A 23,038-nucleotide genomic window follows, 5' to 3' on the forward strand; every position below is an offset into this window, starting at 1 on the left:
CTTAGAACGCGGAGCAACGAAGTCCAAGGGAGTGCGCGGCATGAATATCCTGATCCTCGGCAGCGGTGGCCGCGAACATTCACTTGCTTGGGCGGTCATGCAGAACCCCAAATGCGACAAGCTGATCGTGGCACCGGGCAATGCGGGGATCGCGGCCATCGCGCAATGCGCCAAGCTCGACATCATGGATGGCGCGGCGGTTGTGGCCTTTTGCGAGGGCAATAACATCGATTTCGTCATCATCGGCCCCGAAGCGCCCCTTGCCGCGGGTGTGGGCGACGATCTGCGCGCGGCGGGTTTCGATGTCTTTGGCCCCTCCAAAGCAGCGGCGGCACTGGAGGCTTCCAAAGCCTTCACCAAGGAAATCTGCGACGCCTGCAATGCACCCACGGCGGGCTATGGCCATTTCACCGATGCCGCCAGCGCCCGCGCCTATGTCGAAAAGCAAGGCGCGCCGATTGTGATCAAGGCCGACGGTCTGGCGGCGGGCAAGGGTGTCATCATCGCCATGAGTGACGCCGAAGCGCTGGCCGCCGTGGATGAGATGTTCGACGGTGCCTTTGGCGAGGCAGGCGCGGAAGTGGTGATCGAAGAGTTCATGGAGGGCGAAGAGGCGTCCTTCTTCGTGCTCTGCGACGGGGAGACGGTGCTGCCTATCGGCACGGCCCAAGACCATAAGCGCGTCGGCGACGGCGACAGCGGCCCCAACACCGGCGGCATGGGCGCCTACTCCCCCGCCCCAGTGCTGAGCGACAAGATCGCCAAACGCGCGCTAGATCAGATCATCCGCCCCTGTATGGCCGAGATGGCCAAGCGCGGAATGCCCTATCAGGGCGTGCTCTATGCCGGTTTGATGATCAAAGACGGCCAGCCGCGTCTGGTGGAATACAATGTCCGTTTCGGTGATCCGGAATGCCAAGTGCTGATGATGCGCCTCGGCGCGCAAGCGTTCGACCTGATGCAGGCCACGGCCAAGGGGGCGCTTGCCGATATGCAGGTGAACTGGGCCGAAGATCACGCGCTGACCGTGGTGATGGCCGCCAAAGGCTACCCCGGTGACTATGAAAAGGGCAGTGAGATCAAGGGCCTCTCCGCCCTCCCGGAGGACAGCGCGAATATGGTGTTCCACGCAGGCACCAAGGCGCAGGACGGGGCGATCTTGGCCAATGGCGGGCGCGTGCTGAACGTCACCGCGCGCGGGGCCACGCTGGCCGAGGCGCAGGAACGTGCCTATGCGATGGTCGATGGGATCGATTGGCCCGAAGGGTTCTGCCGCCGCGACATCGGCTGGCGCGCGCTGAGCTGACGGGTGGCGGCTCTACCAGAGCCGCAGCCGCCCCTCATTCACAGGCCAGCGCCTTGGCAAAGCTCTCGGCCCACGCGAAGGGGCCGATATCGCGCCTCGTCAGCTGTCCGCCTGTCAGGCGCACCCCCACCACACGTTCCCAATCGGCATCCGCCAGCACCATCTCCGGCCCTGCCCCACAATCGCGCAGACCGCCTGAGATATGCCGCTCTCCGATGCGATGATTGGTCAGCCCCGTCATTTGCGCGACTTCGCTGAGATGCCCATCGGCAAAGCGCCAGACCCGCAGCACCCGCGCCAGATGCGGCCGGTCGACATAGGCGATCTCAATCGCGCCATCGCCATCCAGATCAGCGGCACCTATGGGGGCGAGCCACCGGTTGCTTTGGCCGATATGCGGGGTCTCGGTGATCTTGCCCTCGGGGCCGTAGATCGCCAGCGCCGCGCCACGATTCACGTCCGTCTCGACCACCAGAACCTCGGGCGCGCCATCGCCGGTCACATCTACAAGCCGGGGGGCGATATCCTCGAAAACATGGTCGCGCGGCAGATGGAAGCGCCGCGCACCGCCATTTGCCAGAGAGACCTGCAAGCCGCCCCATTCCAGCGCGTCGCCAAGAATGCCGTGGGCGTAGCGCCCCGTGGGCGCGATGTAATGCGCGGCGGTGATCGTCTCCGCCGCCGCGCCCGTTGCGATCAGCGCCAGCAGTGCCGCGCCGACCGCTCGCATCAGATTTGCTTTTCCGGCATCTGCACGCGCAGACCGTCCAGCGCATCGGTGACCTTGATCTGGCAGGTCAGACGCGAGCGCGCGGGATCGGGCTCAAAGGCGAAGTCGAGCATGTCTTCTTCCATGTCGTCCATCGGCGGCAGTTTTTCGGCCCAAGCCGGATCGACATAGACATGGCAGGTGGAGCAGGCGCAGGCCCCGCCACAGTCGGCTTCGATGCCGGGAATGTTATTGTCCCGCGCGCCTTCCATGACGGTGAGACCATTGGCCACCTCGACCACATGTTCGGTGCCGGAGTGTTCGACATAGGTGATTTTGGCCATGATGATGCCCTTTCGTCCTAAAAGTTCGGCCTTGTTTAACGGGCTATTGCAGCCGGTTCCAGCCCCCTTTTCGCAAGGTCACGGCGCGCCCGACATTGCGGTGGGCAAGGCCTGCGCATCCGGCTAGTCTGCCCGCGAACAACAGGCGAGCCCGAGAGACCGGCATGACACAGCCCCTCCCCCCCAGAACCGCGCGGCGCTGCGCCGCTTTGCTGCTGACCGTCGCGGCCTTGACGGGTTGCGAGACAGCGGCACCGGCTACGCCCCGCCCCGAGCCGGGGGTGCTAGAGGCCACCCGCAACGGCCCCGCAGGCGCGCCGGAGGGAAGCTGCTGGGGCCGCACGGTCAGCCCTGCAGTGATCGAGACGTTGACCGAACAGGTCGAAGTGACCCCGGCCAAGATGAACCCCGATGGCAGCATCGCCAAACCGCCCGTCTATAAGACAGAAACCCGGCAAGAGATTGTGCGCGCGCGGGTCGACAATTGGTTCGAAACCCCCTGCCCCGATGTGCTGACGCCCGAGTTCAACAGCAGCCTGCAACGGGCGCTAGAGGCGCGCGGGTTCTACGCGGGGCCGATCACGGGTGAAATGGACGCGGCCACGCGGCAAGCGGTGCGGCGCTATCAGGCGCGGCAAGGGCCGAACAGCGAGGTGCTGTCGCTCAACACCGCCCGCGCGCTTGGGCTTGTGACGGTGCCGCGACAGGGCGGCTGACCTCAGAAACGAAAAAGGGCGCCCCGCAGGCGCCCTTCCCCAAACCTTGATGCTAGGTCACTCTGCCAGTGAGAGTGCCACAAAACGCGGATCGCCTCCGCGGCGGACCAACAGCAGCAGAGACCGGCGGCCCGCCTCTTTTGCCGCCTCGATCCGGGCTTCGAGGTCGGCGATGCTCGACACCTGCTCCTGCCCCGCTTCGGTGATGATGTCGCCCATGCGCAGGCCCTTCTCGAAGGCCTCCGATGTTTGATCCACATCCGTCACGGCAAGGCCGGTCATATCGTCATCGGCCCCAAGCTCCGCGCGCAGCTCGTCTGTCAGCGGCATCAGGGTCAGGCCCATCAGCATGGTCGACTGCGGCTCGGCCTCGGCCCCCTCATCGGCGTTGTCATCCATACCGGCAGGGACCGCGCCATCGGCCTCTTCGCGGCGGCCAAGTACGACCTTGATGGTCTGGGTCTTGCCGTCACGCAGCACGGTCACGCGGACCGTCGCGCCGACGGGGCTGTTGCCCACCTGACGCACGAGGCCACGGGTATCGACCACTTCGACACCGTCGAAGGATTTGATCACGTCACCGGTCTTGAGCCCCGCCTCACGCGCAGGCCCCTCGGGCACATCGGTGATCAGGGCGCCGACGGCTTTCTTGAGGCCCATGGCATCGGCCACGTCATCGGTCACGTCCTGAATGCGCACGCCCAGCCAGCCGCGGCGGGTCTCGCCGTATTCCTGCAGTTGGTCAATCACGCGGGTGACGACATTCGACGCCATCGAAAAACCGATGCCGATGGAGCCGCCGTTGGGCGACAGGATCGCGGTGTTCACGCCGATCACCTCGCCATCCATGTTGAACAGCGGCCCGCCGGAGTTGCCGCGGTTGATCGCGGCGTCGGTCTGAATGTAATCATCATAGGTCCCCGACAGCGCCCGGTTGCGGGCCGACACGATGCCAGCTGAGACCGAGAAGCCCTGTCCGAGCGGGTTGCCCATGGCAATCACCCAGTCACCCACCCGCGCGGCGTTGCTGTCGCCGAAAGAGACGAAGGGCAGCGGCGCCTCCGCTTCGACCTTCAAAAGCGCGATGTCAGTCTTGGGGTCGGTGCCGATGACCTCGGCGACCAATTCCTCGCCTGAGAAGAATTCGATGGTGATCTCATCTGCGCTTTCGATGACGTGGTTATTGGTCACCACATAGCCGTCTTCGGAAATCACGAAACCCGAGCCAAGGGCCGAGGAACGGCGGGGCCGGTTGCCCTCACCATTGTTGCGGTCCTGAAATTCGCGAAAGAAGTCTTCGAAGGGCGAGCCTTCGGGCACGATGCCCTGCGGCCCGGTGCGGCCCTCAACCGTGGTGGAGGTGGTGATATTGACCACCGAAGGGCTAATTTTCTCGGCCAGCGGGGCGAGGCTTTCGGGTTTGGCCAGCGCCATGCTGGCTTGCAGGATCAGGAGGGTCAGCGCCATCACCCCCATTGCCATCGCTCGCATCCATTGGGTGTGTTGTGCTGTTGTGGACAGGGAAACCGCCTTGGCCTGCATTCATCGTCTCCTGATTGTTCCTGTTGTTGCCAACGTGGGCAGAGTGCATTCCGAAAGGACGCGCTGCAACAGCAAAGATGGGGCCGATCACGGGCATTTCAACGGGTGGGCGTGTGACGATTTGCGACCCCGCCCTGCGAGGTCGTGGGCAAAACGGACGCCGTTTCACCCCGCCCGCGCGGCGTCAAAACCCCAGTTGAAAGGCGAGCCAAACCAAGATCAACCCGGCCACCACCGCCAGCGCGCCAAGCTGGCGCAGCGCGGCCTCTGGGATGCGGCGGAGCATTTCGAGCATCTGTTCCAAAAACGAAGGGGCCAGTGCGTACACCAGCCCCTCGAAAATCAGAACCGACCCTAGAGCCAGTAGAACCAGCGTCATTCTTCCAGCGCCGCTGGCAGATCTGTGTCAGCCTCCGGTGCGGCGGGGGCTGGCGTGGCGGGGGCCGCGGGGGCGGCCTCCTCCTGCGTATCCTCTGCCGCGGCGGCGTTATCTGCCTCCGGCGCTGGCTCAGCCGCGGGCGCATCGGCGGCAGGGCTCTGCGGCGGTGCAATCGCATCGACCGAGGTCGTGGCGCTGCGGTCCGACCGCAGGTAGTTAAAGAACTCACTATCCGGCGACATCACCATGGTGGAGTTCTGCCCCTGCAAAGCCTGCTCATAGGCACTGAGCGAGCGGTAGAATTCAAAGAATTCCTGATCCTTGCCATAGGCCTGCGCGAAGATGTTGTTCCGCTGAGCGTCCGCCTCACCTTCGATGATCCGCGCGTCACGACGGGCCTCCGAGAGGATCTCTTCGTAGGTACGATCGGCAAGGGCGATGACACGCTGCGCGGCTTCGCGGCCACGGGCGCGTTCGTCGGTCGCTTCACGCTCACGCTCGGCGATCATCCGTTGCAGGGTCGCGTCAAAGTTCTGCTCGGGCAGGTTTGTCTGACGCAGACGCACGTCCACCACCTTGAGGCCAAGCGCCTGCGCGCGGGCATCGGCACGGACACGGATCTGCTCCATCAGGTCGGCCCGTTCGGGCGACAGGATGGTGTTGGATGTCACGCCCTGCGAGCCGAGCACGGCACGGATTTGGCTTTCCATGATGCCGCCCATCTCGCTTTCGGCCTGACGTTCGCCGCCCGCACCCAAAGCTTGCCGGTACTGCACCATATCGTCGATGCGGTAGAGCACGAAGGCGTCGATCTCAAGGCGCCGGTCATCGGCGGGGGTGACTTCGATCACCGGGGTTTCCAGCGACAGGATGCGGTCTTCGTAGCGCACGACCTCATCCAAAAGCGGAACTTTGAACCCGATGCCCGGCTCGTTGCGGACCTGTTTGATCTGGCCGAAACGCAGCACCAGCGCCTTCTCGCGCTCGTCCACCACAAAGACAGCCGACAGGATGCCCACGATGGCGATCACCACGATGGGGATGATAAGACTTGTTTTCCGCATCAGTTCGACCCTCCGCCGCGCCGCAATTCATTAAGTGGCAGATAGGGAACGACGCCCTGCCCACCTTGGCCGCTGCCGTTTTCGAGGATGACCTTATCCACGTCGCCCAGCACCTTTTCCATGGTCTCAAGATACAGACGTTTGCGCGTCACATCGGGGGCGTTGCGGTATTCTTCCAACACGGCTTCAAAGCGGCTGGCCTCACCCACCGCGTCGTTCACGACGCGGGCGCGGTAACCTTCGGCGGCTTCCAGAAGCTGCGCGGATTCACCGCGCGCCTCGGCAGTGCGCCGGTTGGCATAGGCGTCGGCCTGACGCTCCACCCGGTCACGCTCCTGCTCGGCGGCTTGCACGTCGCGAAAAGCATCGACGACCGACTGCGTGGTGGTGTTGCCATTGGCATCGGTGACCTGCACGGTCTGACTGGGCGGGTCGACCTTGTTCACGTTGACACGCAGCACGTTGATGCCGGTGTTGCGGTTGTCGAGGGTGTTTTGGATCAACTCCTTCACCCGATCCGCCACCGCGCCACGATCCCGGTTGAGGATCGGCGCCAGTTCGGATTGCGCGATGACTTCACGCATGGCGGATTCCGAGATCGCCCGGACCGAGGCTTCGGGATCGCGTAGCGAGAATTTGAAGTCGCGCGCGTTCTTGATGTTCCAGACCACTTGGAAGTCGATGTCGACGATGTTCTCGTCCGTGGTCAGCATCAAGCCTTCGTTGCCGCCGCCGCCGCGCCGCACGCCCAACTCCTCGGTGCGGTTGGTGGTGACGTCGAAAACCTCTGCCGTGACCAGCGGCCATGGGGCAAAGTTCAGACCCTCGGTGCCGATGCCGGAAAATTCACCCAAGAACAGTTCGATCGACTGCTGTTCAGGCCGCACGGTGTAGAAGCTGGCAAAGCCCCAAAGCGCCACACCGGCCAAAAGCGCGATGCCAAGGGTCGAACGTGTCACGCCCGGCCCGCCAGAGCCGCGACCGCCGCCGCCGGTGCCGTTGCCCCGGTCGCCGCCACGGCCCCCCATCAGAACGCGCAGCTGCTCTTGGCCCTTGCGCACCAGATCGTCGATCTCGGGCATCTGGGGGCGGTCACCGCCCTGCCCGCGTGGACCCTGCGGCCCGTCGTTGCGCCCCCCGTTGCCCCGGTCTCCGCCGTTGCCCCGGTTGCCGCCTCCGCCGCCCCCCCAGGGGCCTTGCGAATTTCCTGCCATTGATATGTTCCCCTCTGGGCCGCCCATGCGGCCTATCGTTCCAAAAATTGTACGCTTTCGCGTGATATTCAAGCCGTGCGGGTCGGATTACGCATGGTCACCAGTTCTTCGGACATGGTCGGGTGCACCGCGCAGGTGGCGTCGAACTGCTCTTTCGTGGCGCCCATCTTGACCGCGATGCCGACCATCTGGATCAATTCGCCCGCGTTGGGTGCGACGATATGACAGCCCAGCACCACCCGCGTGTCGGCGCAGACAATGAGTTTCATCAGCACCCGGTCGGCCTTGCCCGCAAAAGCGCCCTGCATCGGTTTGAAAGAGGTCGCATAGACCTCAATCGGCCCCGCCTCCCGCGCGGCCTCCTCGCTCAGCCCCACGGTGCCCATCTCGGGTTGGGTGAAGATCGCCGAAGGCACCAGATCATGATCCACCGGCGTCGGGTTGCCGCCAAAGACGGTCTCGACAAAGGCCATGCCCTCGCGGATCGCCACCGGGGTGAGGTTGATGCGGTTGGTCACGTCGCCGATGGCATAGACGGAAGGCACCGCCGTCTGGCTGTATTCATCCACTTCGATCTCACCGCTGCGGCCCAGCTTCACCCCCAGTTCTTCCAGCCCCATGTCATCGCTGTTGGGGCGGCGGCCTGTGGCAAAGAGCACCTGGTCGAACATCTTCTCGGTGCCGTTAGTGGGTTTAACCTTCATCGGGCCGCTGCCGTCTTCGTGGCTCGGCGTCATCTCCAGAATGTTGGTGCCCAGATGCAGGTCGATCCCTTTTTCCTGCATCATCTCGGCCACCATGCCGCGGGCTTCGTCGTCAAAGCCGCGCAGGATCTGCGCGCCGCGGTAGTATTGCGTCACCTCGACGCCCAAACCGTTGAGAATACAGGCGAATTCACAGGCGATATAGCCGCCGCCGATGATCAGGATAGACTTGGGCAGTTTTTCTAGATGGAACAGATCGTCAGAGACCAGCCCCAGTTCCGCATTCTCGATCTCGGGGCGCACGGGGCGGCCGCCGCTGGCAATGAGGATGTGCTTGGCGGTCTTCTCGGTCCCGTCGGAGAGGGCCACGGTATGGGCGTCCTTGATCCGCGCGCGGGCGTCGAATGTGTCAACGCCGGAGTTCTTCAGAAGCTTGCGATAGACACCTTCGAGGCGGTCCAACTCAGTGTTCAGACGGCCTTTGAAGTCATTCCAGTCAAACGGCCCGGCCTTGAGATCCCAGCCAAAGCATTTCGCCTCATCCACCACATCGGCATAGCCCGAGGCGAAGACCATCAGCTTTTTCGGCACGCAGCCCCGGATCACGCAGGTGCCGCCATAGCGGTCTTCCTCGGCCAGACCGACCTTGGCGTCATGTTCGCCCGCCGCCACACGCGCCGCGCGCACACCGCCCGAGCCGCCACCGATGACAAACAGGTCGTAGTCGAATTCATTCTTGGCCATTTGGCGCCTCTCTTAGTCGTTTTGGGTCTTGCGCGGGATCGCGCATATTTCGGTCTTGCGCGGGGTCGCGCGTGTCTCGCCTTGTCGGCATTAATCGCTCAGGTCGGAAAACAGGTTGTCGGTCTCGACGAATTCCAAACGGTCGGTCGCCACGGTGCCTTCATTTATGTCGCGCACCTCTACCCTGCCATCCCCGTAGCCGATCACAACCGCGTCACAGATATCTATGAACAGGCCGTTTTCCACCACGCCGGGCATCTGGTTCAGCACCAGCGCCAATTGCCGTGCGTTGCCGATGCGCCCCAGCCGCAGGTCTAGGATATAGTTCCCCTCGTCGGTGATAAAAGGCACCTCGCCATTCATCCGCAGGGTCGAGCTTTGGCCAAGCACATCCATCGAGATCAGCGTCTCTTCGACCAGCGCCTGCGTGGTCTGCCAGCCAAAGGGAATCACCTCAATCGGCAGGGGGAATGCACCCAGATGATGCACCTCTTTGCCGATATCGGCGATCACCACCATCTGGTCGCTGGCCGTCGCCACGATCTTTTCTTGCAGCAAGGCCCCGCCGCCGCCCTTGATGAGGTTCAGGTCGCCGTCAAATTCATCTGCCCCGTCAATCGTCAGATCGAGCCATTTCGCCTCATCGAGAGAGATCACCTCGATCCCCACATCCCGCGCCAGTTGCGCGGTGCGCGAGGAGGTCGGCACGCCTTTGATCCGCAGCCCATCGTCGCGCACCATCTCGCCCAGACAGCGCACCAGCCACGCCGCCGTCGATCCGGTGCCAAGCCCCACGCGCATCCCGTCTTCCACGAATTCGCACGCCCGTTTCGCGGCCACGAATTTGGCCTTGTCGATCGGTGATAGGTCTCCGGACATCGGGTGCTCCCTTGCAGGCGTTTGCCGCGTTATAGGGCGAATTGGCATAGGGTGCGAGGGGCAAGTCGGCGGTTTTTGGCGGTGCCGCACGCCGACAGGACGGGCAGAGCGCACGGCCTGTCGCTTTCGGCGCGCCGCGGGGCGGCGGGAAATGGTTGGATCGGGCCCAGGCCGCTTGCAATGCGCCAAAGGTCTGGGCGATACCCGTCCCACCGCGCCCGCCACCCGCAACCATAAAAGGGTCCGCCACCTGATGTTTCTTTCGGTTTTCGACATGTTCAAAGTGGGCATCGGCCCTTCGTCTTCGCATACCATGGGGCCGATGGTGGCGGCGGGGCGTTTCCTTGACCAGATGCGCGCATCGCCCTTCCAATTCGCCGGGCTGCGCGCCTCGCTGCACGGCAGCCTCGCCTTTACCGGCGTCGGCCATGCGACCGACCGCGCCACGATCCTCGGCCTCGCCGGGTTCACGCCCGAGGACTATGACGCCGATGCCGCCGAAAAGGTGTTGGAAGAGATCAAACAGACCCGCCGCATCAGCGTCGACGGCCTGCCCGAACTGCGCTTTGACCCTCAGCGCGACATGATCTTTGACTACGACACCAAGCTTGCGGGCCATGCCAACGGCATGATGCTGATGGCCACCGATGCCCAAGGCGACGTGACACTGCGCGAGACCTATTATTCCATCGGCGGCGGCTTCGTGATGACCGAAAAGGAACTCGCCGCAGGCAAGGACACGGATGAGGGCGCGCCGGTGCCCTTCCCCTTCAAGTCCGCCGCGGAAATGCTTGAGATGTCGGCCAAATCCGGCAAAACCATCGCGGGCATGAAACGCGCCAATGAAGAGGCGCGTGGCGGGGCCGAGAACCTGCGCGCCGGGTCGAAACGGCTGTGGCAGGTCATGCGCGACTGCATCGACCGGGGCCTAACCTCCGAGGGCACTCTGCCCGGCGGGTTGCAGGTGAAACGCCGCGCCAAGGGCATCTACGACGCGCTGATGGCGGAGCGCGGACAGAACCAATCCGCCCCGCATACGATCAACGATTGGATGAGCGTCTATGCCATGGCCGTCAACGAGGAGAACGCCGCGGGCGGGCAGGTCGTCACCGCGCCGACCAACGGCGCCGCAGGTGTGATGCCGGCGACCTTGCGCTATTACCTCGACCATGTCCCCGGCGCGTCTGAGGCGCATATCGAAGACTTCCTGCTCACCGCCGCCGCGATTGGCGGGCTGGTGAAATACAACGCCTCAATCTCGGGGGCCGAGGCGGGCTGTCAGGCCGAAGTCGGCAGCGCCGCCGCCATGTCCGCCGCCGGGCTATGCGCCGTAATGGGCGGCACCCCGCAGCAGATCGAAAACGCCGCCGAGATCGCGCTGGAGCATCACCTCGGCATGACCTGCGACCCCGTCAAAGGGCTGGTGCAGGTGCCTTGTATCGAGCGCAACGGCCTGGGCGCGATCAAGGCGGTCTCGGCGGCATCTCTGGCGCTGCGCGGCGACGGCACGCATCTTGTGCCGCTCGATGCCTGTATTGAGACCATGCGCCAGACCGGCGCGGACATGAGCGAGAAATACAAGGAAACCTCCCTCGGCGGGTTGGCGGTGAATGTGCCGAACTGCTGAAGCTGCGCAAATTTGCACAGGCCCCGTTCGCCGGGGCCAATTGCTGAGGTGACCGCCGCCCCCTATCTTCTGAGCAACTGCAAAGGAGAGCATCATGTCCCTCAGACCCACATTGGAAACCCGCCGCGCCACGCCTACGATGGAAGGCGCCGGGGTGAAACTGCATCGCGCTTTCGGCTTCCACGACCCGTCGGAGCTTGACCCCTTTCTGCTGTTCGACGACTTCCGCAACGAGCATCCGCGCGACTTCGAGAAAGGCTTCCCTTGGCACCCGCACCGCGGGATCGAGACGATTACCTATGTGCTCGAAGGCACCGTGGCCCATGCGGATTCGCTCGGCAATACCGGCGATCTGAACGCGGGCGACGTGCAGTGGATGACCGCCGGATCGGGCATCCTGCACCAAGAAATGCCGCGCGGGAACGACAAGGGGCAGATGCACGGCTTCCAGCTTTGGGGCAACCTGCCCTCGGCCCAGAAGATGACCGCGCCACGCTATCAGGATATGAAATCCGCCGAGATCCCGGTGGTGACCGATGATGACGGTACAAGGGTCAAGATCATCACGGGCGAGTTCTGGGGCAAACGCGGCCCCGTCGATGGCATCGCCGCCGATCCGCAGTATCTGGACATCTTCGTGCCTGCGGGCGTGAAAAAGACCTTTCGGATCGACACCTACCGCCGGGCCTTTGCCTATGTCTTTCAAGGTGCGGGCGCTTTCGCCGATGCCTCCGCCCCTTCGGGCGTGCTGCTGGAGAAAGAAGTCGGCGGCGAGGAGGTGAACATCCGCGATATGTCGGGCGACCGCACGCTCATCCGCTTTGGCACCGGCGATGAGGTGACGGTTCAGGCCGGGCCGGAAGGTGTGCGCTTCCTGCTGATCTCGGGCGCGCCGATTGAAGAGCCGGTGGCGTGGCACGGGCCGATCGTGATGAACACCCGCGCCGAGATACAGCAGGCGATGCGGGATCTGAACAACGGGACCTTCATCCGCCCCGCCCATTGACCCAAAGGCCCGTGGCCGCTCAGGCGGTCACGGCCTTGCGCACCATATCCCAATATTGCGCCACGACCTCGTCCAGCGACAGCCGTCCGCCCGCGCGGTACCAAGTGTTCACCCCGGTCAGCATGGCGATGATCGCCAGCGTCACGATCTTGGTGTCGGCGACGGCGAAATCGCCGCTCGCCACCCCGGCGCGCAGGATCGTCTCCAACCGGTCCTCATAGTCGCGGCGCAGCCGCTCGATCACGGCGAAATTCTCCTCCGTCAGATTGCGCAACTCCATATAGGCGATGAAAACCTCATCGGGCCGATCCGCGTGAAAACGGATATGGAAGGCCACGAAATCCTGCAACTGCTGCATTGCGGGGCGGCTCGGATTATGGGGTGTTTCGGCCAGCAGGTCGGTCATATGCGCCTGCATCAGGTCGAACAGCAGGCTCTGCTTGTCGGGCGTGTAGTTATAGAGCGCCCCGGCCTGCACACCGACTTCGGCGGCGATGGCGCGCATGGACACGGCGGCATAGCCGCCCCGCGCGAAAAGCCGCAGCGCGGCTGCGCGGACACGCGGGCCGGTGATATCGGAGTGGGAGCCTGTGGTTCTTGCCATGGCGGCAATTTAATGAACAAGCGTTCAAAAGCAAACCCCGCTTGCGCGAAGATCACGGCTGAGGCAGAACGAGGCATGACCCAAGCGCGCCCGCCCCGCCCCCTCTCGACCATCGCCCTGTTTCTGGGCGTCTCGCTGCTGGCGGGCTGCACGCAGTTTCCCGAACTCGACCGCACAATCACGCCTGAACTGGAGGCCGCCCCCTACCCCGATCTGGTCCCGATCGACCCGCTCTTGGCCAAGGCCACCGCCGGGCGGATCGACCCGGCGCGGACCGAAGCGGCGCTCACGGGGCGTGCGGCCAATCTTGAAGCCCGCGCGGCGCGCGTCAGCCGCACAAGCGCCCAAGCCGCCACTGCTGCCCGGGTGGCGCGGCTCAGGGCGCGCGCTGCCGAACTCCGGCGCGCCCGCCAAGCCGCCGAGGACAGCGAAAGCGCTGAATAAACGGGCATCCCCGTAATGCGTATGCGCGTTGCACGCAGGCGCCGAACCCGCTACATCGCGGCTATGCCCGGCCCCGTCTGCCGGGCCTTTCGGATCAGACCAGAAGGACCACCGCCATGTCTAAGCCGCTTCGCCTCGGGATTGCCGGATTGGGAACCGTGGGCGTGGGTGTGCTGCGCATTCTGCGCCAGCAGGCCGCCCTGTTAGAGGCCCGCACCGGCTGCGCGATGACGGTCTCGGCGGTTTCTGCCCGCACCCGGAACAAGGACCGCGGGCTGTCGCTCTCTTCCTATGATTGGGAGGATGACCCCGTCAAATTGGCCACCCGCGATGACGTGGATGTTTTCGTCGAACTCATGGGCGGCGCGGACGGCCCCGCCAAAGCCGCGACCGAAGCCGCGCTGGCGGCGGGCAAACATGTGGTTACCGCCAACAAGGCGATGCTGGCGATACATGGCCAAGCGCTGGCCGAACAGGCCGAGGGCGCGGGCGTGGCCCTGCGCTATGAGGCGGCTGTGGCGGGCGGCATCCCGGTCATCAAGACGCTGATGGAGGGGCTTGCCGGGAATGAGATCACCCGGATCATGGGGGTGATGAACGGCTCGTGCAATTACATCCTCACGCGGATGGAGGACTCGGGCAAAACCTATCAAGAGATCTTTGCCGAGGCCGATGGGCTGGGCTATCTCGAAGCCGATCCGCAATTGGATGTGGGCGGCATCGACGCGGCGCATAAGCTGGCGATCCTGTCCTCCATCGCCTTTGGCACCAAGATCGACTTTGATGGCATCCAGCTTGAGGGGATCGAGCGGGTCGCCATCGAAGACATCCGCGCTGCCGCCGACATGGGTTATAAGATCAAACTGCTGGGCGTGACCCAGAAAACCGGCCGCGGGCTGGAGCAGCGGATGATGCCCTGCCTCGTGCCGCAGACCTCGCCTTTGGGCCAGCTTGACGGCGGCACCAATATGGTGGTCATCGAAGGCGATGCCGTGGGCCAGATCGTGCTGCGCGGTGCCGGTGCGGGCGAAGGGCCAACGGCAAGCGCCGTGATGGCCGATGTCTGCGACATCGCGCGCGGGTTGCGCGGGCCGGTCTTTGGCCAGCCTGCCGGAACGCTTGAGCAAACCACCCCCGCCAGCAGTCAGCGCCCTGCCCCCTACTACCTGCGCATGGCGCTGGTCGACAAACCCGGCGCTTTGGCGAAAATCGCCACGGTGCTGGGCGAAGCGGGTGTGAGCATCTACCGGATGCGCCAGTATGAGCATTCCGACACTTCTGCCCCGGTTTTGATCGTGACGCATAAGACCAGCCGCAATGCGCTGCTGGAGGCACTGGCGAATATGGACAAGACGGGCGTGCTGGCCGGTGAACCGGTGGCGCTGCGGATCGAAGAGGTCTGAGGCTGAGGGCCATCTCCTGCCCGCGGGTCGGCGATGAGACGGTGCTTCGTGCCACGTTATGGCTTAACCATGGTGTGCGCCCGCGGGGGCGCACCCAGCCCCACCAAATCGCCTACCCGGTCGCACCAAAGGTGCACCTAGATAGACCGGCACGCCTTCGGCGTGACGAGGCGGGCAGCCGATGGCCCGGCGCCTACGGCTTGATTCCGGGCCGGGGTGGCAGTTTCGGCCGAAGGGGCAGCCGCTCCCCCAACCCAAAACTTGCCCCGAGGCCCGCGCGAGGGTACAGGACAGGAAACACATTGCACCCAAGGATACTCCATGACCGCTTCCGCCGAATTCCAAGACCGCATGCTCTCTCTGGGCCTCGCCCGCGTATCCGAAGCCGCCGCGCTGGCCTCGGCCAAGCTGATCGGCAAGGGTGACGAGAAAGCCGCCGACCAAGCCGCCGTGAACGCCATGCGCGAGCAGCTTAACATGCTCGATATCGCGGGCGTCGTGGTCATCGGCGAAGGTGAGCGGGACGAGGCCCCGATGCTCTATATCGGCGAAGAGGTCGGCACCGGCAACGGCCCCGGCGTGGACATCGCGCTCGACCCGCTGGAAGGCACCACGCTGACCGCCAAGGACATGCCCAACGCGCTGACCGTGATCGCCATGGGCCCGCGCGGCTCCATGCTGCACGCGCCCGACACCTATATGGACAAGCTGGCCATCGGCCCAGGCTTCGAGACCGATGTCGTCACCCTCGACATGAGCCCCGGTGAGCGTGTCGAAGCGCTGGCCCGCGCCAAGGGCTGCGCGGCGTCCGACATCACCGTTTGCATCCTCGAACGCCCCCGCCATGCCGACATGATCGCCGAGGTCCGCGCCACCGGTGCGGCTATCCGTCTGATCACCGATGGAGACGTGGCGGGCGTGATGCATTGCGCCGATCCCGAAACCGGCATCGACATGTATATGGGCCAAGGCGGCGCGCCCGAAGGCGTGCTGGCTGCTGCCGCGCTGAAATGCATGGGCGGGCAGATGTATGGCCGTCTGTTGTTCCGCAACGAAGATGAAAAGGGCCGTGCCGCCAAAGCCGGGATTACCGAATTCGACCGCGTCTATTCGCGCGACGAGATGGTCACCCAAGACGTGATCTTTGCCGCGACAGGCGTCACCGGGGGCAACATCCTGCCGGGCGTGAAACGCGAGCCGGGCTGGCTGACCACCGAGACGCTGATCATGCGCTCGCGCACCGGCTCGGTCCGTCGCATCAACTACCGCACCCCGGCGGAGTGAGGGCCAGACTGGCCCTCCCCACCCCCTTCCATAACGGCCAAATGAGGTCCGCATGAGCTTTCTCGGTGTCGAAACATCTCTGACCGGGCGGCGCTGGATCGGTCCTGACGTGGAACTGACCCGCGCGGCAGAACTGCTGGTGCAGCGCGCGGGCCTGCCCGATCCGGTGTGCCAAGTGCTGGCGCGCCGCGGCGTGGTCGACACCCAAGCGGCGGGCTTTCTGGCCCCCGCCCTGCGCGACCTGCTGCCCGATCCCCGATCCCTGCGCGATATGGAGGCGGCAGCGACGCGGTTTCTTTCGGCCCTGCAAAACCGCGAACGCATCGCGGTTTTCGCGGACTATGACGTCGACGGCGGCTCTTCCGCCGCGCTGCTGCTGGTCTGGCTGCGCGACATGGGCCACCGCGCGACCCTCTATATCCCCGACCGTATCGACGAGGGCTATGGCCCGAATGACGAGGCGATGTCGGCCCTCGCCGCCGATCACGACCTGATCGTCTGCGTCGATTGCGGCACGCTCTCCCACGGACCGATCGCCGCCGCCAAGGATGCGGATGTCATCGTGCTCGACCACCACTTGGGCGGCGAAACGCTGCCCGACGCGCTGGCCGTGGTGAACCCCAACAGGCAGGACGAAGACGGCACGCTGGCGCATCTCTGCGCCGCTGCGGTCGTGTTCCTGATGCTGGTCGAAGTGGGCCGTCAGCTGCGTGAGGCGGGCCGCAAAGGACCGGACCTGATGGCGATGCTGGACCTCGTAGCGCTGGCCACCGTCGCCGATGTGGCCCCGCTCACCGGCGTCAACCGCGCCTTCGTGCGTCAGGGGCTCAAAGTCATGGCCCGGCGCGCGCGGCCCGGTCTTGCCGCCCTGTCGGATGTAGCGCGGATGGACACCGCCCCCACGGCCTATCACTTGGGCTTTCTGCTTGGCCCCCGCATCAACGCGGGCGGGCGCATTGGCCAAGCCGACCTTGGCGCCCGGCTTTTGGCCACCGCCGACCCGCATGAGGCCGCGGCCCTCGCCGAACGGCTGGACCAGCTCAATACCGACCGCCGCGAGGTTGAGGCCGCCGTGCGCGCCAGCGCCATGGCACAGGCCGAAGAACGCGGCTTTGACGGGCCGCTGGCATGGGCCGCTGGCCCCGGCTGGCATCCCGGCGTGGTGGGCATCGTCGCCTCCCGCCTGAAGGAAGCCGCCAACCGCCCCTCTATCGTGATCGGCGTCGAAGACGGCATCGGCAAAGGCTCGGGCCGCTCAATCAGCGGCATCGACCTCGGCGCCCCGATCCAGCGTCTGGCCGCCGAAGGGCTGCTGATCAAGGGCGGCGGGCACAAGATGGCCGCGGGCCTGACCGTGGCGGAAGACAAGATCGACGCGGCGATGGCGCGCTTGGGCGAATTGCTCACCAAACAGGGCGCGCATTTGGCAGGACCTGCCGACCTCAACCTCTGCGGCATGATGATGCCCGGCGCGGCGACCGTGGAACTGGCCGAGATGGTCGACCAAGCCGGCCCCTTTGGCGCCGGCGCCCCCGCCCCGCGCTATGCCTTTGCTGACATGCAAATCCGCTTTGCCAAACGCGTGGGCGAGAACCATCTGAAAGTGAGCTTTGGCGACGGCCTCGGCGCGAATCTCGAGGCGATTTCCTTTGGCGCTTACGACGGCCCCCTCGGCCCCGCGCTGGAAAACCACGGCGGCGCGCGTTTCCACCTCGCAGGCCGTCTCGACATTAACAATTTTCGCGGTCGGCGCACCGTTCAACTGCGCTTGGAGGACGCCGCGCGGGCCTGAAAACTTTTTCTGAAGAAACTTCATTTTTCCGCTTGCAGCCCCCCGCAGTATTACTTAAACGTCCGCTCACAGACAGAGCAGCACACACTAAACGCTGCACTGACCTGACAAAGAGTGGCCCGTTCGTCTATCGGTTAGGACGCCAGGTTTTCAACCTGGAAAGAGGGGTTCGATTCCCCTACGGGCTGCCACTTTTCTTCTCCAGAATTCAAAGACAAGCATCCAGAGGCACTAAAGAATCCCCCCGGAATCGCGCAGCCGATCCGCGGTTTTTGGCGTTCGCCCACCTGCGCCCTGCGCCCAACTGTCGCCCATTTATCGCCCTGACATTATTGTGAGAACTGCGCGATGGCTGGTGCCCTGCGCCTCGGCACGCTCGCTATCCGAAGGCGTACAGGCTTGGCGGCCGACACCTAAGTCAGATGATCATCCGGAACCCCAGAACCCCACAAGACTGTTATTTATCAACAGCTTGATACCAAATCTACGCCTGCGCATGCCCTCCCCTCCACCATCGAACGCCACACATCTGCCCCCCCGGCCACCCATAACGTCCTCAACTCACTCCTAAATCTCCACCTGCCCGCCGCCCCGCGAAACAGTCTGTTTCTAAGAAAAAGGATCGAATAAGGCGAAAAGGTGGTAACAAATGATACATATCCTACCTGAACGTATAGGCCGGATAGGTCGTTGAGACGGAGCGGTGCGAAGGCGCCGTGGGCCGAAACGGTCCGAATGAATGCGATTGAACCCTTGGGGGGTTTGGAATGAAGTACTTTGACGCACACAGCCATGCCTATGGCTCGATGGAAGTGATCGCCGGTCCGGTGCTGGGCCGTGCGCAGCCTGCCATGGCGGGGACTGCGGTGCTGCCCGCGCCGCGCGCGCTGGCGGCCCTTCGTCTGCGTCCGACCGGCCTTTATGGCCGCTACGCGAAACCGCTTCTCGACCGGCTGCTGATCCTCGCGTCCCTGCCCATCGCCCTGCCGATCATCGCGCTTTGCGCGCTGGCGCTGTGGATCGAAAGCGGTCAGCCCTTCTATACGCAAAAGCGCCTTGGCCGGGGCGGCAAAGGATTCTCCATCCTGAAGCTGCGCACCATGGTGCGCGATGCCGACGCGGTGCTGGAGAGCTACCTTGCTGCGAACCCCGCGATGCGGGCCGAATGGGACGAAATGCAAAAGCTGAAGGACGATCCGCGCATCACGCGGGTGGGCGCCTTCCTGCGCGCCACCTCGCTGGATGAGCTGCCGCAGCTTTGGAACGTGTTCAAAGGTGACATGAGCCTGATCGGCCCGCGCCCCATGATGCCAGACCAGCTTGAGATGTATGGCGATGCGAAAGCCTATTTCGCGCTGCGCCCCGGCATCACCGGGCTGTGGCAGGTCTCGGCCCGCAACAACAGCCGTTTCACCTACCGCAATGAGGTCGACGCCGCCTATCGCCGCAACCTGTCGCTGCCGATGGACCTGACCATTCTGCTGAAAACCGTCGGCGTCGTCTTGCGCCGGACCGGGTGCTGAGCAATGCTTGCCGCGCCCGGCAATAACGAGAAATCCAGCGCCTCATGTTCAAGAAATCGAAAGGGAAGACGATGAGAGACCTCTACGCATCCGATGCCCTCGGCGCGGATAACAGCGATGTGACGGCGCAGTTCGGCGGCCCGGGGATGCGCCACAGCATCCGCCCGCGCCGCACCGTGATCGACCATGAGGATGAGTTCGACGGCGATTTCTCCGAAGGCGACCTGACCTTTGAAGACAGCCTGCCCGCCGCCCCTGCCGTTTCCCGCTACATCGGTGACGACCGCGCGCCGCGCTGGCAAGATCTGCCCATCGCCACCCCCGGCCCCGGCGGCGACATGCCGCTGGTTGACGATCATCGCAACAGCGCCGCCGCGCGGGCCTTTGACCTGCTGCGTACGCGCCTGCGTCAAACCACGTTAGAGCATCGCTGGGTCAATATCGCCGTCACCGCCCCCACTTCGGGCTGCGGCAACAGCTTTTCGGCCACCAATCTGGCGCTGAGCCTGTCGCGTGTGCCGGGATCGCGCACCGTGCTAATGGACATGAACATGCGCAGCCCCGGTCTGGCCCGTGCGTTCGACATGCAGGCCCCCGGCGCGATGAGCGATTTGCTGAGCGGTCGTGCCGACCTCGGCAAGGGGATGCTGCGGGTAAGCGATACGCTTGCCCTTGGGCTGAACGACCGGGCCGAAGTGAACGCCGCCGAAATCCTGCAAGACAGCACTACGGCCGAAACCCTGCTGCGTCTGCGGGCCTCGCTCCAGCCTGAAATCGTCCTTTACGACATGCCGCCGATGCTGGAGCATGACGATCTCTCGGCCTTCTTGCCGCAATTGGACGGGGTCTTGCTCATCTCAGACGGCAGCCAAACCATGGCGCGTCACCTGCGCGAATGCGAACGGATGCTCGAAGGTCAGGTGCCGCTCTTGGGCATCGTGCTGAACCGGGCGCGGGCCTCTAGCCTGCCGAAATATGCCTGACACCCCCTGTCGCCGTCCTTGCTTGCGCCCTATTATCGCCCAAGTCATCTGATCTAGGCAGGGAAACTCCGCCGGGCAACGGTCGGGGGCTTTGGGCAGGTTGGAAAGAGGCACATGGGACCGATCTATACATTCGATGACTTCATCGACATGATCCGCCGCCGGGCGGGTGTGATCATTTTGATCACGCTTCTGGGCTGTATCGCCTCGGTCTATTGGGCGCTTGCGACGCCGCATGTCTACCAATCCTCCGAAGTCATCCAGATTGAGCAGCCCAAGATCGCCAATGATCTGGCCCCCTCTACGGTCGAAGGGTCTTCGGCGCGGCGTTTGCAATTGATCGAACAGCAGTTGATGGCGCGCGGCACCTTGGTCGATATCATTCAACGTTTTGATCTTTATAACGATCTGACCGCGTTGCGCATGTCGGAAAAGGTTGATCTGCTGCGCCGTTCGGTCACCATCACCGGCGTCGCCGCCCCGCGCGAAGGCTATGCGGATGACGGCACCATCTCGGTCATGACCTTTACCGCCGAGATGGACAACCCCGCCGATGCGCAGGCCGTGGCCCGCGAATTCGCCGACCGCACGCGCCAGATGTCTGCCGCCCGACGCCAGAGCCAGACCCAAGAAACCTTGGAGTTTTTCCAGCGCCAAGAGCAGAACCTGATCCGCGACATTTCGGAGCTTGAGGCCGAACTGGCCGATTACCGGGCCGAAAACGACCTGTCGCTCGAAGGCAGTCTTGAGTTTCGCCGCGGCGAGATCAGCAGCCTCAATGACGCCATTCTTGAACTTGACCGTGAAATCATCGCCACGCGGCTGGCGCGCGATCGGGTCAACCCCGATGCCCGCGCCGCCACCATCGCCCGCGAACAGGCCGAGTTGGATGCCACGCTCGAAAGCCTGACCACGCAGCGCGACCTGCTGCAAGAACAGCGCGAAACCCTGACCGCCAGCCTGCAAACCTCGCCCGAGGTTGAGCGGGAGCTGGCCCGGTTCGAACGCCGTCTGACCCAGTTGCAAGACCAGTTGGAGGTGATCACCGCCCGCCGGAATGAGGCGGAGGTGGGCTTTTCGCTCGAATCCGATCAGCGGGGCGAAAAGCTGATCACGTTGGAGCAGGCCGAACTGCCCGAATACCCCGTATCGCTCAGCCGCAAGAAACGCGCGGCGGTGGGCGGGATGGCCAGCTTAGCGCTGGCGCTGATCGTGGCCTTTCTGCTGGAACTGCGCCGCCCGGTGATCCGCTCAGCCCGGCAGATGACGCGCGAGACGGGGTTGATCCCTGTCGTCTCGATCCCCGACCTCAGCCCGCGCGAAAAGCGCCGGACCTTGGGCAAGGTATGGCAGGAACGCTTGAAGGCCGGCAAAGAGGGCCGCGCCGCGCGCATGGCCCGTAAACAAAAGGGCTGAACCGCTTAGACTGTGGCGCTGAGCCCCAGCACCCGGTCCCAATGCAGCCAAAGCGCCAGCGCGCCAAGCGCCAGCCCCAAGAGGGCGAAGGTCAGATCATGCCGCGCGTCCCAGACGCCATGCGCCCTTGCGAGCCAGATCAGCACCAGATGCGACAGCACCATCGCGGCCCCCAACCCGATCAGCGCCCCCGGCAAACCGGCAGTGATCACCCCCGCCAGCAGTAGCCCCACTTGCAGGCTGGCCCTTGAGGCCGAAGAGATGAAGAACCGCCGCGAATCCCCCGCCGCAAGGGCCGCCTGATCATAGGTCATCCCGATCACCTGCGGCATCAGCGCCAGCGCCAGCATCACCAGAATCGCGCCGCTTTGCAGATAGCGCGGGTCATAGAGGACCGAGACCAACCACGGCCCCGCCAGTGCCATGACCACCAAGAGCGCCAGCAGCCCGCCGCTCAACCCATAGCGCATCCGCTTGAGCTTGGGATGATCGCCGCCCCCCGCCTCTCGGTAGATCGGGATCATCACTCGCCCGGTGACATTCTGCCCCAGCAACAGCGGAAAGCTCGCCAGAAAATAACCGATATTGTAGATGCCCAACCCTTCGAGCGAGAGGAACTTGCCCAAAATCGCCTTGTCACCCTGACTGGCAAAGAACCAGAACATGGTCGACAGGAAGATCCATTTGCCGAAATGCACCAATTCGCGCACCGCCGGGCGCTCCCAACGAAAGCGGTTGCCCGGCCCCGGCAGGAAGGCATGGGTCAGCGCCAGTTTCGCCAAGGCGCCCACGACGCCGCCGACCACCAGCGCCGCCACCGATTGATACAGAGCCGCGCCCAGAACCATCACCACGATGCCGATCACCTGCGATGTCAGGTCCAGCAGTGTCAGCCGCCCCATTTGCAGATGCCGATGCGCCGTTTCGATCCGCGTCGGGTTGAACCCGGCGACCACGAGGCTCAGCGCAGCGATGGGCAGGTAGCTCATCAACGATGGCTCGTCGTAAAACACCGCCACCGGCCAAGCCAGCGCGGAGGCCACAAGCCACAGGCACGCCCCCCGGATCGCTTGGATTGTCCAAGCGGTGTTCAGGAAGTCCGGATCATCGCCACGCTTGCTCTGCGCGATGGAGGGGGCGATGCCCACGTCCGAGAATAGCGTCAGCCCGACGATCACCACCTGTATCAGCGCCATCAGGCCAAAGGCTTCGGGGAACAGCAGCCGCGTCAGGATCAGGTTCGACGCCAGCCGGATCGCCTGCGACCCGCCGTAGCCCAAGATGATCCACGAGGTCGAGCGCAGCGCCCGTGCCATCAGGCGATTGCCCGTTACCGCTTGGGAAAGCTTGGAAAA

21 protein-coding genes and 1 tRNA gene are annotated in these 23,038 nt (G+C 64.3%); 12 read left to right on the forward strand and 10 right to left on the reverse strand.

What is annotated here, in order from left to right; genetic code table 11:
• The first annotated feature begins 40 nt into the window (after nucleotides 1–40).
• The gene (gene purD / locus ACGYKA_RS00940) at nucleotides 41–1,306 is read left to right on the forward strand and encodes a phosphoribosylamine--glycine ligase (RefSeq protein ID WP_271687790.1); all 1,266 of its coding nucleotides are present in this window, start codon (nucleotides 41–43) and stop codon (nucleotides 1,304–1,306) included.
• Between the two features lie 34 nt (nucleotides 1,307–1,340).
• Here purD and ACGYKA_RS00945 read toward each other — a convergent pair whose 3' ends face one another.
• Complete coding sequence (locus ACGYKA_RS00945) at nucleotides 1,341–2,036, reverse strand: VCBS repeat-containing protein (RefSeq protein WP_271687791.1); 696 nt, start codon at nucleotides 2,034–2,036, stop codon at nucleotides 1,341–1,343.
• A complete protein-coding gene (locus tag ACGYKA_RS00950; protein ID WP_067266186.1) occupies nucleotides 2,036–2,359 on the reverse strand; it encodes a 2Fe-2S iron-sulfur cluster-binding protein in 324 nt (107 codons plus the stop codon). Before ACGYKA_RS00950 ends, ACGYKA_RS00945 begins: the two co-directional genes overlap by 1 nt.
• A gap of 164 nt (nucleotides 2,360–2,523) precedes the next feature.
• Between ACGYKA_RS00950 and ACGYKA_RS00955 the strand changes: the two genes are divergently transcribed.
• A complete protein-coding gene (locus ACGYKA_RS00955; RefSeq protein ID WP_394410096.1) occupies nucleotides 2,524–3,075 on the forward strand; it encodes a peptidoglycan-binding domain-containing protein in 552 nt (183 codons plus the stop codon).
• Between the two features lie 57 nt (nucleotides 3,076–3,132).
• Here the strand turns inward: ACGYKA_RS00955 and ACGYKA_RS00960 are convergent, their stop codons facing one another.
• The 6 genes from ACGYKA_RS00960 to rpiA all read right to left on the reverse strand — a co-directional run bounded on the left by ACGYKA_RS00960 (nucleotide 3,133) and on the right by rpiA (nucleotide 9,601).
• On the reverse strand, nucleotides 3,133–4,557 hold the full coding sequence (locus tag ACGYKA_RS00960) for a Do family serine endopeptidase (RefSeq protein WP_394410456.1): 1,425 nt from the start codon (nucleotides 4,555–4,557) through the stop codon (nucleotides 3,133–3,135).
• A 244-nt stretch (nucleotides 4,558–4,801) separates the two neighbouring features.
• Nucleotides 4,802–4,996 (reverse strand): DUF2065 domain-containing protein, encoded by a 195-nt coding sequence (locus tag ACGYKA_RS00965; protein WP_271693332.1) that lies wholly within the window; start codon nucleotides 4,994–4,996, stop codon nucleotides 4,802–4,804.
• Nucleotides 4,993–6,060, reverse strand: a complete 1,068-nt coding sequence (gene hflC, locus ACGYKA_RS00970) for a protease modulator HflC (RefSeq protein WP_394410093.1) — start codon at nucleotides 6,058–6,060, stop codon at nucleotides 4,993–4,995. Before hflC ends, ACGYKA_RS00965 begins: the two co-directional genes overlap by 4 nt.
• Nucleotides 6,060–7,274, reverse strand: coding sequence for an FtsH protease activity modulator HflK (gene hflK / locus ACGYKA_RS00975; protein WP_394410090.1), 1,215 nt, complete (start codon nucleotides 7,272–7,274; stop codon nucleotides 6,060–6,062). Before hflK ends, hflC begins: the two co-directional genes overlap by 1 nt.
• A 68-nt stretch (nucleotides 7,275–7,342) precedes the next feature.
• A complete protein-coding gene (gene gorA, locus ACGYKA_RS00980) occupies nucleotides 7,343–8,722 on the reverse strand; it encodes a glutathione-disulfide reductase (RefSeq protein ID WP_394410087.1) in 1,380 nt (459 codons plus the stop codon).
• Nucleotides 8,723–8,812: 90 nt separating this feature from the next.
• Nucleotides 8,813–9,601, reverse strand: coding sequence for a ribose-5-phosphate isomerase RpiA (rpiA, locus tag ACGYKA_RS00985; RefSeq protein ID WP_067266197.1), 789 nt, complete (start codon nucleotides 9,599–9,601; stop codon nucleotides 8,813–8,815).
• A gap of 253 nt (nucleotides 9,602–9,854) precedes the next feature.
• Here rpiA and ACGYKA_RS00990 point away from each other — a divergent pair, with 253 nt between their 5' ends.
• On the forward strand, nucleotides 9,855–11,228 hold the full coding sequence (locus tag ACGYKA_RS00990; RefSeq protein WP_276154295.1) for an L-serine ammonia-lyase: 1,374 nt from the start codon (nucleotides 9,855–9,857) through the stop codon (nucleotides 11,226–11,228).
• A 94-nt stretch (nucleotides 11,229–11,322) separates the two neighbouring features.
• A complete protein-coding gene (locus tag ACGYKA_RS00995; protein ID WP_394410084.1) occupies nucleotides 11,323–12,234 on the forward strand; it encodes a pirin family protein in 912 nt (303 codons plus the stop codon).
• Between the two features lie 19 nt (nucleotides 12,235–12,253).
• Here ACGYKA_RS00995 and ACGYKA_RS01000 read toward each other — a convergent pair whose 3' ends face one another.
• A complete protein-coding gene (locus tag ACGYKA_RS01000; protein ID WP_394410081.1) occupies nucleotides 12,254–12,838 on the reverse strand; it encodes a TetR/AcrR family transcriptional regulator in 585 nt (194 codons plus the stop codon).
• A 75-nt stretch (nucleotides 12,839–12,913) separates the two neighbouring features.
• Between ACGYKA_RS01000 and ACGYKA_RS01005 the strand changes: the two genes are divergently transcribed.
• The 8 genes from ACGYKA_RS01005 to ACGYKA_RS01040 all read left to right on the forward strand — a co-directional run bounded on the left by ACGYKA_RS01005 (nucleotide 12,914) and on the right by ACGYKA_RS01040 (nucleotide 21,683).
• The gene (locus tag ACGYKA_RS01005) at nucleotides 12,914–13,282 is read left to right on the forward strand and encodes a hypothetical protein (RefSeq protein ID WP_394410078.1); all 369 of its coding nucleotides are present in this window, start codon (nucleotides 12,914–12,916) and stop codon (nucleotides 13,280–13,282) included.
• A gap of 116 nt (nucleotides 13,283–13,398) precedes the next feature.
• On the forward strand, nucleotides 13,399–14,685 hold the full coding sequence (locus ACGYKA_RS01010) for a homoserine dehydrogenase (RefSeq protein ID WP_394410075.1): 1,287 nt from the start codon (nucleotides 13,399–13,401) through the stop codon (nucleotides 14,683–14,685).
• A 321-nt stretch (nucleotides 14,686–15,006) separates the two neighbouring features.
• Entirely contained in the window at nucleotides 15,007–15,969 is a 963-nt protein-coding gene (glpX, locus tag ACGYKA_RS01015) for a class II fructose-bisphosphatase (RefSeq protein WP_394410072.1), read from the forward strand.
• Nucleotides 15,970–16,021: 52 nt separating this feature from the next.
• On the forward strand, nucleotides 16,022–17,761 hold the full coding sequence (recJ, locus tag ACGYKA_RS01020) for a single-stranded-DNA-specific exonuclease RecJ (protein WP_394410069.1): 1,740 nt from the start codon (nucleotides 16,022–16,024) through the stop codon (nucleotides 17,759–17,761).
• 116 nt (nucleotides 17,762–17,877) lie between these two features.
• Nucleotides 17,878–17,952 (forward strand) — tRNA-Glu (locus tag ACGYKA_RS01025).
• Between the two features lie 615 nt (nucleotides 17,953–18,567).
• Complete coding sequence (locus ACGYKA_RS01030) at nucleotides 18,568–19,284, forward strand: sugar transferase (protein ID WP_394410453.1); 717 nt, start codon at nucleotides 18,568–18,570, stop codon at nucleotides 19,282–19,284.
• 71 nt (nucleotides 19,285–19,355) lie between these two features.
• The gene (locus tag ACGYKA_RS01035) at nucleotides 19,356–20,267 is read left to right on the forward strand and encodes a CpsD/CapB family tyrosine-protein kinase (protein ID WP_394410067.1); all 912 of its coding nucleotides are present in this window, start codon (nucleotides 19,356–19,358) and stop codon (nucleotides 20,265–20,267) included.
• A gap of 114 nt (nucleotides 20,268–20,381) precedes the next feature.
• Nucleotides 20,382–21,683, forward strand: coding sequence for a GumC family protein (locus ACGYKA_RS01040; RefSeq protein WP_394410064.1), 1,302 nt, complete (start codon nucleotides 20,382–20,384; stop codon nucleotides 21,681–21,683).
• Nucleotides 21,684–21,688: 5 nt separating this feature from the next.
• On the opposite strand, the gene ACGYKA_RS01045 is transcribed toward ACGYKA_RS01040, so the two are convergent.
• Nucleotides 21,689–22,999: an oligosaccharide flippase family protein gene (locus tag ACGYKA_RS01045; protein WP_394410451.1), complete on the reverse strand. Its 1,311-nt coding sequence runs from the start codon at nucleotides 22,997–22,999 to the stop codon at nucleotides 21,689–21,691.
• Nucleotides 23,000–23,038 lie beyond the last annotated feature (39 nt).

This window comes from Sulfitobacter sp. 1A15106, from assembly GCF_043556995.1.
Lineage (GTDB): Bacteria > Pseudomonadota > Alphaproteobacteria > Rhodobacterales > Rhodobacteraceae > Sulfitobacter > Sulfitobacter faviae.

Bases quoted from the DNA above. Each gene is read 5' to 3' on its own strand.
- ACGYKA_RS00990 (WP_276154295.1), top strand. From the start codon at position 9,855: ATGTTTCTTTCGGTTTTCGACATGTTCAAAGTGGGCATCGGCCCTTCG.
- ACGYKA_RS00950 (WP_067266186.1), bottom strand. From the start codon at position 2,359: ATGGCCAAAATCACCTATGTCGAACACTCCGGCACCGAACATGTGGTC.
- recJ (WP_394410069.1), top strand. From the start codon at position 16,022: ATGAGCTTTCTCGGTGTCGAAACATCTCTGACCGGGCGGCGCTGGATC.
- ACGYKA_RS01010 (WP_394410075.1), top strand. From the start codon at position 13,399: ATGTCTAAGCCGCTTCGCCTCGGGATTGCCGGATTGGGAACCGTGGGC.
- ACGYKA_RS00995 (WP_394410084.1), top strand. From the start codon at position 11,323: ATGTCCCTCAGACCCACATTGGAAACCCGCCGCGCCACGCCTACGATG.
- ACGYKA_RS01005 (WP_394410078.1), top strand. From the start codon at position 12,914: ATGACCCAAGCGCGCCCGCCCCGCCCCCTCTCGACCATCGCCCTGTTT.
- ACGYKA_RS01035 (WP_394410067.1), top strand. From the start codon at position 19,356: ATGAGAGACCTCTACGCATCCGATGCCCTCGGCGCGGATAACAGCGAT.
- glpX (WP_394410072.1), top strand. From the start codon at position 15,007: ATGACCGCTTCCGCCGAATTCCAAGACCGCATGCTCTCTCTGGGCCTC.
- rpiA (WP_067266197.1), bottom strand. From the start codon at position 9,601: ATGTCCGGAGACCTATCACCGATCGACAAGGCCAAATTCGTGGCCGCG.
- ACGYKA_RS01030 (WP_394410453.1), top strand. From the start codon at position 18,568: ATGGAAGTGATCGCCGGTCCGGTGCTGGGCCGTGCGCAGCCTGCCATG.
- ACGYKA_RS00955 (WP_394410096.1), top strand. From the start codon at position 2,524: ATGACACAGCCCCTCCCCCCCAGAACCGCGCGGCGCTGCGCCGCTTTG.
- ACGYKA_RS00965 (WP_271693332.1), bottom strand. From the start codon at position 4,996: ATGACGCTGGTTCTACTGGCTCTAGGGTCGGTTCTGATTTTCGAGGGG.
- ACGYKA_RS00945 (WP_271687791.1), bottom strand. From the start codon at position 2,036: ATGCGAGCGGTCGGCGCGGCACTGCTGGCGCTGATCGCAACGGGCGCG.
- purD (WP_271687790.1), top strand. From the start codon at position 41: ATGAATATCCTGATCCTCGGCAGCGGTGGCCGCGAACATTCACTTGCT.
- hflC (WP_394410093.1), bottom strand. From the start codon at position 6,060: ATGCGGAAAACAAGTCTTATCATCCCCATCGTGGTGATCGCCATCGTG.
- gorA (WP_394410087.1), bottom strand. From the start codon at position 8,722: ATGGCCAAGAATGAATTCGACTACGACCTGTTTGTCATCGGTGGCGGC.
- ACGYKA_RS00960 (WP_394410456.1), bottom strand. From the start codon at position 4,557: ATGGCAATGGGGGTGATGGCGCTGACCCTCCTGATCCTGCAAGCCAGC.
- hflK (WP_394410090.1), bottom strand. From the start codon at position 7,274: ATGGCAGGAAATTCGCAAGGCCCCTGGGGGGGCGGCGGAGGCGGCAAC.
- ACGYKA_RS01000 (WP_394410081.1), bottom strand. From the start codon at position 12,838: ATGGCAAGAACCACAGGCTCCCACTCCGATATCACCGGCCCGCGTGTC.
- ACGYKA_RS01045 (WP_394410451.1), bottom strand. From the start codon at position 22,999: ATGGCACGGGCGCTGCGCTCGACCTCGTGGATCATCTTGGGCTACGGC.
- ACGYKA_RS01040 (WP_394410064.1), top strand. From the start codon at position 20,382: ATGGGACCGATCTATACATTCGATGACTTCATCGACATGATCCGCCGC.